The organism is Aquabacterium sp. A08 (assembly GCF_011742065.1).
This window is the reverse complement of the sequence record NZ_JAAQQT010000629.1, coordinates 1-8758: the sequence shown is the minus strand read 5'-3', so window position 1 is coordinate 8758 and position 8758 is coordinate 1. Positions and strand designations below refer to the sequence as shown.

General features: G+C 65.7%; 8 protein-coding genes. 4 read left to right on the top strand and 4 right to left on the bottom strand.

Annotated elements, in window-relative coordinates:
• The coding region (locus HA630_RS12600; RefSeq protein ID WP_166835182.1) for a Gfo/Idh/MocA family oxidoreductase at positions 1 to 332 on the bottom strand (332 nt) is incomplete at its 3' end.
• A gap of 47 nt (positions 333 to 379) precedes the next feature.
• Positions 380 to 1612 carry a pyridoxal phosphate-dependent aminotransferase gene (locus HA630_RS12595; RefSeq protein ID WP_166835180.1) on the bottom strand — a complete coding sequence of 411 codons (1233 nt, stop codon included), beginning with the start codon at positions 1610 to 1612 and terminating at the stop codon, positions 380 to 382.
• A 54-nt stretch (positions 1613 to 1666) separates the two neighbouring features.
• On the opposite strand from HA630_RS12595, the gene HA630_RS12590 reads away from it, so the two are divergent.
• The 3 genes from HA630_RS12590 (at position 1667) to HA630_RS12580 (ending at position 4576) form a co-directional block, all read left to right on the top strand.
• Positions 1667 to 2041 (top strand): Mth938-like domain-containing protein, encoded by a 375-nt coding sequence (locus HA630_RS12590; RefSeq protein ID WP_166835178.1) that lies wholly within the window; start codon positions 1667 to 1669, stop codon positions 2039 to 2041.
• Positions 2042 to 2181: 140 nt separating this feature from the next.
• Positions 2182 to 2658 (top strand): peroxiredoxin, encoded by a 477-nt coding sequence (locus HA630_RS12585; RefSeq protein WP_166835176.1) that lies wholly within the window; start codon positions 2182 to 2184, stop codon positions 2656 to 2658.
• 172 nt (positions 2659 to 2830) lie between these two features.
• Positions 2831 to 4576, top strand: coding sequence for a PhoH family protein (locus HA630_RS12580; RefSeq protein ID WP_166835174.1), 1746 nt, complete (start codon positions 2831 to 2833; stop codon positions 4574 to 4576).
• 66 nt (positions 4577 to 4642) lie between these two features.
• Here the strand turns inward: HA630_RS12580 and dnaB are convergent, their stop codons facing one another.
• Positions 4643 to 6061 (bottom strand): replicative DNA helicase, encoded by a 1419-nt coding sequence (gene dnaB / locus HA630_RS12575; RefSeq protein WP_166835172.1) that lies wholly within the window; start codon positions 6059 to 6061, stop codon positions 4643 to 4645.
• Between the two features lie 307 nt (positions 6062 to 6368).
• On the opposite strand from dnaB, the gene HA630_RS12570 reads away from it, so the two are divergent.
• On the top strand, positions 6369 to 6842 hold the full coding sequence (locus tag HA630_RS12570; protein ID WP_166835170.1) for an Lrp/AsnC family transcriptional regulator: 474 nt from the start codon (positions 6369 to 6371) through the stop codon (positions 6840 to 6842).
• A 102-nt stretch (positions 6843 to 6944) separates the two neighbouring features.
• Here HA630_RS12570 and lpdA read toward each other — a convergent pair.
• A partial coding sequence (gene lpdA, locus HA630_RS12565) for a dihydrolipoyl dehydrogenase (protein WP_166835168.1) occupies positions 6945 to 8758 on the bottom strand: 1814 nt, incomplete at its 5' end.

Below are 8758 nucleotides of genomic sequence, written 5' to 3'. Positions count from 1 at the left end.
TGCACGGCCAGCAGCGCCTTGTTGGCGGTGACCACGTGCTTGCCCGCGGCAATCGCCTCCAGCACCAGCGCCTTGGCGATGCCGTAGCCGCCGATCAGCTCGATCACGATGTCGATCTCGGGGTTGGCGATGACCTGGCGGGCGTCGTTGACCACGGTCACACCCTCGCCCACCACCGCTTGCGCGCGGGCCACGTCCAGGTCGGCGACCATGGTGATCTGGATGCCACGACCGGCACGGCGCTGGATTTCTTCCTGGTTGCGCTGGAGCACGTTGAAGGTGCCACTGCCCACGGTGCCAATGCCCAGCAGGCCCACTTGAATCGGTTTCATATCGGTCGGTTCTCGGTCAAAAAACGGGTAACGGTGGGGCCAGCGGCTCAGGTGCCGTGGCGCTTGCGGTATTGCTCAAGGAAGTTGGCCAAACGGCCAATCGCCTCGCGCAGATCGTCTTCATGGGGCAGGAACACGATGCGGAAATGCTGGTTGTCCGGGTAATTGAACCCCGACCCCTGCACCAACATCACACGGGTGGCCCGCAGCACCTCCATGAAAAACTGGCGGTCGTCCTGGATCGGGTACATCTGCGGGTCCAGGCGGGGGAACATGTACAAGGCCGCCTGCGGCTTCACGCAGGTCACGCCCGGAATGGCGGTGATCAACTCGTAGGCCAGGTCGCGCTGACGGCGCAGGCGCCCCCCCTCACGGATCAGGTCGTTGATGCTTTGGTAACCCCCGAGCGCGGTCTGGATCGCGTACTGCCCCGGCACATTGGAGCCCAGCTTCAGGTTGGCCAACATGTTCAGGCCTTCGATGAAGTCTTTGGCGATCTCTTTCGGGCCTGAAATCACCATCCAGCCCGACCGGTAACCGCAGGAACGGTAGGCTTTGGACAAGGAGTTGAAGGTGAGCGTCAGCACATCGGTGGACAGGCTGGCCATGGCCGTGTGCTTCACGCCTTCGTACAGCACTTTGTCGTACACCTCATCCACCAGCAACACCAAACCGTGTTCGCGCGCCAACTGAACGATGGCCAGCAAGGTTTCATTCGGGTAGAGCGCCCCGGTCGGGTTGTTGGGGTTGATGACCACAATGCCCCGGGTACGGGACGTGATCTTGGCACGCATGTCGTCGATGTCGGGCAGCCACCCACGCTCCTCGGCACACACGTAGTGCACCGGCTTGCCACCGGCCAGACTGGTCGCGGCCGTCCAGAGGGGGTAGTCCGGTGATGGCACCAGCAATTCGTCGCCATCGTTCAGCATCGCATTGGACGCCATCACGATCAACTCGCTGGCGCCATTGCCCAAGTAGATGTCTTCCAGCGTCACGCCTTCAATGCCCTGCTGCTGGGTGTAGTGCATCACGGCCTTGCGGGCCGAAAAAATGCCCTTGCTGTCCGAGTAACCCGCCGAGTTGGGCAGGTTGCGAATCATGTCCTGCTGGATTTCCTCCGGCGCATCAAACCCAAACGGAGCCATGTTGCCGATGTTGAGCTTGATGATCTTCTGGCCCTCGTCCTCCATTTGCTTTGCCGCATCCACGATCGGGCCCCGGACATCGTACAGAACGTTGGCCAGCTTGGCTGATTTGCGAATGTTTTGGGCAGGCATAATGACACTCGAGTGAAACCTCTCATTTCACCACACTTTTCCCGGACCCCGACGATGAAGCTCCAACCCGACCGCGTGGACACCCTGGCCATCACCGCCCACGGCCCCGGCTGGGTCGCGGTCAATGGCCAACGCCGCGACGCCAGCGTCGTGGTCAGTTCCCAAGGCCGGCTGCGCGACTGGGACTGCCGCAGCGCGGCCGACCTGACCGCCGACCACTTCGCCCAACTGGTCGAGGACAGGCCCGAACTGGTCATTTACGGCAGCGGCGCGCGCCTGCGCTTCGTTTCCCCCGCGCTGCTGCGTCCGCTGATTGAACGGGGCATCGGCGTGGAAACCATGGACACCATGGCCGCGGCCCGCACCTACAACATCCTGGCCGGCGAAGGGCGGCGGGTGGTCGTGGCCCTGCTCATCGAGCCGAATTGAGCCTGGGGTTCACCCAGGCGGGGCTTAGGAGTAAAATACTGGTTTGCCTCAGGGACAAGGGTACGCGCCCGCACCGCGCGCACCGCGGCCGTTCTACCGAACGGCTTCGCCGCCCACTCATCACGCAAGGGATACGCTTCATGGCCGTTGTAGTCAACAAACCCATTCCAGAATTCGAAGCCAACGCCACCGGCGGTGTCAAGGTCACCAACCAGTCGCACCTGGGCCAGACAGTCATCCTGTATTTCTACCCCAAGGACAACACCCCTGGCTGCACCACCGAGGCCATGCAGTTCCGCGACAAGTACAAAGACTTTGTCAAGGCCGGCGCTCAGGTGTTTGGCGTTTCGCGCGACAACATGAAGTCCCACGACGACTTCAAGGCCAAACTGGAATTGCCGTTTGAGCTGATCGCGGACACCGAAGAAAAGATGTGCCACATGTTTGGCGTGGTCAAGAACAAGATCATGTACGGCAAGAAGGTCAAGGGCATCGAGCGCAGCACCTTCCTGATCGGCCCCGATGGCCTGCTGCTGCAGGAATGGCGCGGCCTGAAGGTCCCGGGTCACGTCGAAGACGTGCTCAAGGCCGTCAAGCTGCTGAAAAAAGCCGCCTGATGCCTGGCCCTGCCGTTCCATCGGCACGGGCGGGGCGTGGTGCATAATGAATCTATGCTTTTGAGACCACTCACGCACCGCATCGCCCCCCTGCCCCCAGCCGCCCGGTGAACCCTGGCGGCTTTTTGCTTTCTGGCCCCTGCCCCTGCGACTTTCGTTCACGCCCACGCTCATGCCCCCTCTGCCTCCCGCCCCCACCCGCAAAGCCGCCCGCGTCCAACCCAGCGCCGTGAACGAGGCCGCCGCCGCGCCGGTGCCGGACGCCGAATCCGCTCCAGCCACGGCCACACCGGCCCGCACCGTGCCCGCCCGCACCAGCCGCCGGGCTGCTGCAACCGCCTCCGCGGCACCGGCCGCACCGGCGGCCGCACGCCCGCGCCGCACCGCCGCGGCCCCACAGCCGGCGTTGCTGGCCGCACCGCCCACGCCGGCCGCCGAACCGGTGGCCGTGGCCTCCGCCGCCGCCAGCGCCGCCCCGCCCACCACCCGGGCCCCCGCCAAACGCAAGGCCACCAAAGCCCAGACCGGCCCGACCCGCCTGTTCGTGCTCGACACCAACGTGCTCATGCACGACCCGGTCAGCCTGTTCCGCTTCGAGGAACACGACATCTACCTGCCGATGATCGTGCTGGAGGAACTGGACAGCAACAAGAAGGGCATGAGCGAGGTGGCCCGCAACGCGCGCCAAGCCAGCCGCACGCTGGACAGCCTGGCGGCCCACAACGGCGGCGACATCGCCCAGGGCCTGCCCCTGGCCGCGTTGGGCAACAAAGACGCCAGCGGCGTGCTGTTCTTCCAGACGGAAGCGCTCAGCCACACCCTGCCCAGTGGGCTGCCCCAGGGCAAGGCCGACAACCAGATCCTGGGTGTGGTGCAGGCCCTGACCGACAAACACCCCGGCCGCGAGGTGGTGCTGGTGTCCAAGGACATCAACATGCGCATCAAGGCCCGCGCCCTGGGCCTGGCCGCCGAGGACTACCAGAACGACAAGGCGCTGGACGACGACGAACTGCTCTACACCGGCGCCCTGCCCCTGCCGGCCGACTTCTGGACGCGCCAGAGCAAGACCATCGAAAGCTGGCAACAGGGCGGCCACACCTTCTACCGCATCGGCGGGCCGATCGCCGAGCAGATGGTGATCAACCAGTTCGTCTACTTTGAGGCGCCGGGTGAGCCGCCGCTGTACGCGCGCGTGACCGAGGTGCGCGGCAAAACCGCCGTGCTCAAGACCCTGAAGGACTACACCCACCTGAAAAACGCGGTGTGGGGCGTGACCAGCCGCAACCGCGAGCAGAACTTTGCGCTCAACCTGTTGCTGGACCCCGAGATCGACTTCGTCACCCTGGCCGGCACCGCCGGCACCGGCAAGACGCTGATGGCCCTGGCCGCTGGCCTGACCCAGGTGCTGGACGAGCGCCGCTACACCGAGATCATCATGACCCGCGCCACCGTGAGCGTGGGCGAAGACATCGGCTTCCTGCCCGGCACCGAGGAAGAAAAAATGGGCCCCTGGATGGGCGCCCTGGACGACAACCTGGAATTCCTGGCCAAGGGCGAAGGCGGCAACGCCGGCGAATGGGGCCGCGCCGCCACCAACGAACTGGTGCGCAGCCGCATCAAGGTCAAGAGCATGAACTTCATGCGCGGGCGCACCTTCATGAACAAGTACGTCATCATCGACGAGGCGCAAAACCTCACGCCCAAGCAGATGAAGACGCTGATCACGCGCGCTGGCCCCGGCACCAAGATCATCTGCATGGGCAACCTGGCGCAGATCGACACGCCCTACCTGACCGAAGGCTCCAGCGGCCTGACCTACGCGGTGGACCGATTCAAGGGCTGGCCGCACGGCGGGCACATCACCCTGGCGCGCGGCGAACGCTCGCGCCTGGCGGATTTCGCCAGCGACGTGCTCTGAGGCACCTTCCCATGTGAACCACCCGGGCAGGCCCCGGGTTTTTTTGACCGTGCGTGGGGCCGCGCGTCAGAAATCGTCGGAATACCCGGCCAGGCTCTCGAAGCGGGTCAGCATGTTCATGAACGCCAGCTTGACCGTGCCCGTGGGCCCGTTGCGTTGCTTGCCGATGATGATTTCGGCCACGCCGGGCTCCTTGCAGGCGTCCTTGGTGTAGTACTCGTCGCGGTAGATGAACATGATGATGTCCGCGTCCTGCTCGATGGCGCCGGATTCGCGCAGGTCGCTCATCATGGGGCGCTTGTCGGTGCGCTGCTCCACCGAACGGTTGAGCTGCGACAGCGCAATCACCGGGCACTGCAGCTCCTTGGCCAGCATCTTCAGGCCCCGGGAGATTTCGCCGAGTTCGGTGGCGCGGTTTTCGCCGTCGCTGTTGCTGCCGCTCATCAGCTGCAGGTAGTCCACCACGATCAGGCCCAGCTTGCCGCACTGGCGCGCCAGGCGGCGGGCGTTGGCACGCAGTTCGCTGGGGGTCAGGCCCGGGGTTTCGTCGATGTGCAGCGACACGGTGCGCAGCCGCTCGATGGCCTCGGTCAGGCGCGGCCATTCGTCATCGGTCAGCTTGCCGGTGCGCAGGTGGCCCTGGTTGATGCGACCGATGGAGCCGACGATACGCACCGCCAGCTGCGCCGCGCCCATTTCCATGGAGAACACCGCCACGGGCAGGCCCTCGTTCAGCGCCACGTGTTCGGCGATGTTGATGGCGAACGCGGTCTTGCCCATGGACGGACGCGCCGCCAGCACCACCAGGTCGCCGGCCTGCAGGCCAGCGGTCATGCGGTCCAGGTCGATGAAGCCGGTGGGCACCCCGGTGATGTCGTTGGGGTTGTCGGCCATTTCCTGCACCCGGTCGAGCAGGTCCACCACCAGGGAATCCATGGACTGGAAACCCTGCTTCATCCGGCTGCCTTCTTCGCCGATGTTGAAGATTTTCTGCTCGGCCTCGTCCAGGATGTTGGCCACCGCCTTGCCCTTGGGGTTGAAGGCGTTGGTGGCGATCTCGTCGCTGACGGTGATGAGCTTGCGCAGAATGGCGCGCTCGCGCACGATCTCGGCGTAGCGCCGGATGTTGGCCGCGCTCGGCACGTACTGTGCCAGGGTGTTCAGGTAGGTCAAGCCCCCCACCTCGTCGGCCTTGCCCTGGCTGCTCAGGTGCTCGAACACGGTGATCACATCGGCCGGCTTGTTGGCGTTGATCAGCGCGGCGATGGCGCCGTAGATCAGCTGGTGCTCGGCGCGGTAGCAGTCCGACTCTTTCACCAGGTCGGCCACGCGGTCCCAAGCGGCGTTGTCCAGCAGCAGGCCACCGAGCACGCTGGATTCGGCCTCGATGGAGTGCGGGGGCACGCGCAGCTGGGCGATCTGGCGGTCTGCGCTGTAGGGCAGGCCCTGCGGTTCGAGTTCGTCCAGGGGAAAAATGTCAGACATGGAGATCCTCACGCCGCGTGGGCCTGGGGCCCCAGACACACGCACCGGCGGGCCAGGTGGCCGCAACAATCGAAAAACCCTTGCAAATCAGAGACTTACAAGGGCTTTGAAGGATGCCAACCCACGGACTGGCATCGCCAAACTATAGCACAGCCGGCCCGAAAAGCGGTCGTGGTGCCACGGGTCCACAGCCCGGTCCTGCACGGTATGACCCGCACGCGCCAGCGGGGCGATGCATGAACCGGCGTTTCACCCAAATGGCCCACGGCGCAACATAATTGCGCCATTGCCCCCGAGACCACCCCCCATGCCCACCAACGAACTGGACCGCATCGACCTGCGCATGCTCGCGCACCTGCAAACCCACGCGCGCAGCACCAACCTGGAGCTGGCCGAAGTGGTGAGCCTGTCGCCGGCGCAGTGCCTGCGCCGCCACCGCCGGCTGGAGGAGGAGGGCTACATCCAGCGCTACGAAACCCGCCTGAGCGCGCCGCGCATGGGCCTGACGGTGGTGGCTTTCATCCACGTGTCCATGGAGCGCGGGCACGTGCGCGAGCTGCATCACTTCAAGGACCTGGTGGGCAGCCTGGACGACGTGCTGGAGTGCTATTCGGTGACCGGCGACTTCGACTACATGCTCAAGGTGACGGCGCGGGACCTGCCCTCGCTGTCGCGCTTCCTCATGGACACGCTGATGAAACTGCCCGGCGTGGCGGCGGTGCGCTCCAGCGTGTGCATGGACGAAATCAAGTGCACCAGCGCCCTGCCACTGCCAGGCTGAGCCCCACTTGAGCCCCAGGCCTGCCCCAATGAAGGGGCAGACCGCGCTCCGGTCAGGGAACTGGCGCGCACCGGGCCGCCACGGAGGCGGACCCGGTCAGGCTCAACGCTTGGAGGGCGGCAGATCGGTACACGACCCGTGCGCCACCTCCGCCGCCATGCCGATGCTCTCGCCCAGCGTGGGGTGCGGGTGGATGGTCTTGCCGATGTCCACCGCGTCGGCGCCCATCTCGATGGCCAGCGCAATCTCGCCGATCATGTCACCGGCGTGCGTGCCCACGATGCCGCCGCCCAGGATCTTGCCGTGGCCGTGGGCCTCGGGCGAGTCGTCGAACAGCAGCTTGGTGTAGCCCTCGTCGCGGCCGTTGGCAATCGCGCGGCCCGAAGCCGTCCAGGGGAACAGCCCCTTCTTGACCTTGATGCCCTGGGCCTTGGCCTGATCCTCGGTGAGGCCCACCCAGGCGACCTCGGGGTCGGTGTAGGCCACGCTGGGGATCACGCGGGCGTTGAAGGCGGCTGCCGCCAGCTCTTTGTTGCCCTGCAGTTCCCCGGCGATCACCTCGGCCGCCACGTGCGCCTCGTGCACCGCCTTGTGCGCCAGCATGGGCTGGCCCACGATGTCACCGATGGCGAAGATGTGCGGCACGTTGGTGCGCATCTGGATATCAACATTGATGAAGCCACGGTCCGTCACGGCCACGCCGGCCTTGTCGGCGGCGATCTTCTTGCCGTTGGGCGTGCGGCCCACGGCCTGCAAGACCAGGTCGTAGGTGCCTTCGCTCTTGCTGCCATCCAGGCCCTCGAACTGCACCTGGATGCCTTCGGGCGTGGCCGTGGCACCCACGGTCTTGGTCTTCAACATGATGTGGTCGAAGCGGCCCTTGTTCATCTTCTCCCAGACCTTGACCAGGTCGCGGTCGGCACCCTGCATCAGGCCGTCCATCATCTCGACCACGTCCAGGCGCGCGCCGAGCGTGCTGTAGACCGTGCCCATCTCCAGGCCGATGATGCCGCCACCGACGATGAGCATCTTCTTGGGCAAGCCCGTGAGCGCCAGCGCGCCGGTGGAATCCACCACACGCGGGTCCTCGGGCATGAAGGGCAGGCGCACGGCTTGCGAGCCGGCGGCGATGATGCAGGTCTTGAAGGCCACGATCTTCTTGGTGCCCGTCTTCTCCTGCCCAGTGCCGGTGGTCTCTTCGACCTCCACATGGTTGGGGCCGACGAAGGCGCCGTAGCCGCGCACGGTGGTGACCTTGCGCATCTTGGCCATCGCCGCCAGACCGCCGGTCAGCTTGCCGATGACCTTTTCCTTGTGGGCGCGCAGCTTGTCGATGTTGACGCTGGGGGCGCCAAAGTCGACGCCCAAGTCGGCCATGTGGCTGACCTCGTCCATGACAGCGGCCACGTGCAGCAGCGCCTTGGACGGGATGCAGCCCACGTTCAGGCAGACGCCACCCAGCTGGGCGTAGCGCTCGACGATCACGACCTTCAGGCCCAGATCGGCGGCGCGGAAGGCGGCCGAATAGCCGCCGGGGCCGGCGCCCAGCACGAGCACGTCGCATTCGATGTCGGCCGAGCCGCCGAAGCTGGCGGCCGTGGGGGCCACCACCGGCGCAGCGGCCGGGACCGCAGCGGGTGCGGCTGCAGGCGCAGCAGCCGGTGCGGGGGCCGCTGCAGTGCCTTCCGCTTCCAGCACCAGCACCACCGAGCCTTCGCTGACCTTGTCGCCCAGATTGACCTTGAGCTCCTTGACCACGCCGGCGTGCGACGAGGGGATCTCCATCGAGGCCTTGTCGGACTCGACGGTGATGAGGCTCTGCTCGGCCTTGACCGTGTCGCCGGGCTTGACCAGCAGTTCGATGACCGCGACCTCGTCGAAATCGCCAATGTCGGGAACCTTGATGTCCATGAGTG

Bases quoted from the DNA above. Each gene is read 5' to 3' on its own strand.
- HA630_RS12585 (WP_166835176.1), top strand. From the start codon at position 2,182: ATGGCCGTTGTAGTCAACAAACCCATTCCAGAATTCGAAGCCAACGCC.
- dnaB (WP_166835172.1), bottom strand. From the start codon at position 6,061: ATGTCTGACATTTTTCCCCTGGACGAACTCGAACCGCAGGGCCTGCCC.
- HA630_RS12580 (WP_166835174.1), top strand. From the start codon at position 2,831: ATGCCCCCTCTGCCTCCCGCCCCCACCCGCAAAGCCGCCCGCGTCCAA.
- HA630_RS12570 (WP_166835170.1), top strand. From the start codon at position 6,369: ATGCCCACCAACGAACTGGACCGCATCGACCTGCGCATGCTCGCGCAC.
- HA630_RS12595 (WP_166835180.1), bottom strand. From the start codon at position 1,612: ATGCCTGCCCAAAACATTCGCAAATCAGCCAAGCTGGCCAACGTTCTG.
- HA630_RS12590 (WP_166835178.1), top strand. From the start codon at position 1,667: ATGAAGCTCCAACCCGACCGCGTGGACACCCTGGCCATCACCGCCCAC.